This is a genomic window from Acidaminobacter sp. JC074, assembly GCF_022496765.1.
In the GTDB taxonomy this organism is placed as follows: Bacteria; Bacillota; Clostridia; order Peptostreptococcales; family Acidaminobacteraceae; genus JABXKX01.
The window spans coordinates 1-743 of sequence record NZ_VANV01000084.1 but is presented as its reverse complement, the minus strand read 5'-3'; the positions used below and the strand labels follow the sequence as shown (position 1 = coordinate 743).

General features: G+C 36.9%; 1 protein-coding gene. It reads right to left on the bottom strand.

The window, feature by feature from the left end:
• Positions 1 to 139: 139 nt before the first annotated feature.
• Positions 140 to 607 carry an IS200/IS605 family transposase gene (gene tnpA, locus EZV73_RS28335; RefSeq protein ID WP_240843933.1) on the bottom strand — a complete coding sequence of 156 codons (468 nt, stop codon included), beginning with the start codon at positions 605 to 607 and terminating at the stop codon, positions 140 to 142.
• Positions 608 to 743 lie beyond the last annotated feature (136 nt).

Genomic DNA, 743 nt, shown 5'->3' with positions numbered 1-743 from the left:
AATCAAAACTACCCGCTCAGCGGGTAGTTTGCTCAGCCCTATAAGGGCATGGGACACGCTAGAGCCTTAAGGCTCTCTGAATAGTCCGCCAACCGCTTACGCTCACATGCAACTGCTAAAGCAGTTTCTTATATGAGTCTTACTTCTTTTTTGATTTTTCACCTGTAAATGGATCAATGTATTCCATTAAGCTTATTTGATCAGCTGCAATATCGTCTTGTAGCTGATTTTTTACATACTCTCTAATTTGCTTTTCATTCCGACCGACTGTATCAACATAGTAACCTCGGCACCAGAAGTGTCTGTTGCCGAACTTATACTTCAAATTGGCATGTCTATCAAAAATCATTAACGAACTTTTTCCTTTCAAATATCCCATAAAACTTGAAACACTTAACTTTGGTGGTATTTCTACTACAATATGGATGTGATCTGGACATGCTGTCGCTTCAAGAATATTTACTCCTTTTTGCGCACATAATTTCCTTATTATTTTGCCTACATCACTTTTTATTTTCCCGTAAATCACTTGTCTTCTATACTTTGGTGCAAACACTATGTGATATTTACAATTCCATTTTGTATGTGATAAACTATTCATATCCATATTCGGATCCTCCTTATGATTCATTTATTCTGGTTGGCGAACCATCTTAATCGTATCATAAGGAGGTAAAAACACCGCTCATAGCTAAAGCTTTTTAGAACCACTGGTCGAACCAGTGGTTTTCTTTTTACAATAA

Excerpts from the sequence above, each read along its gene's own strand:
- tnpA (WP_240843933.1), bottom strand. The coding sequence starts at position 607 with ATGGATATGAATAGTTTATCACATACAAAATGGAATTGTAAATATCAC.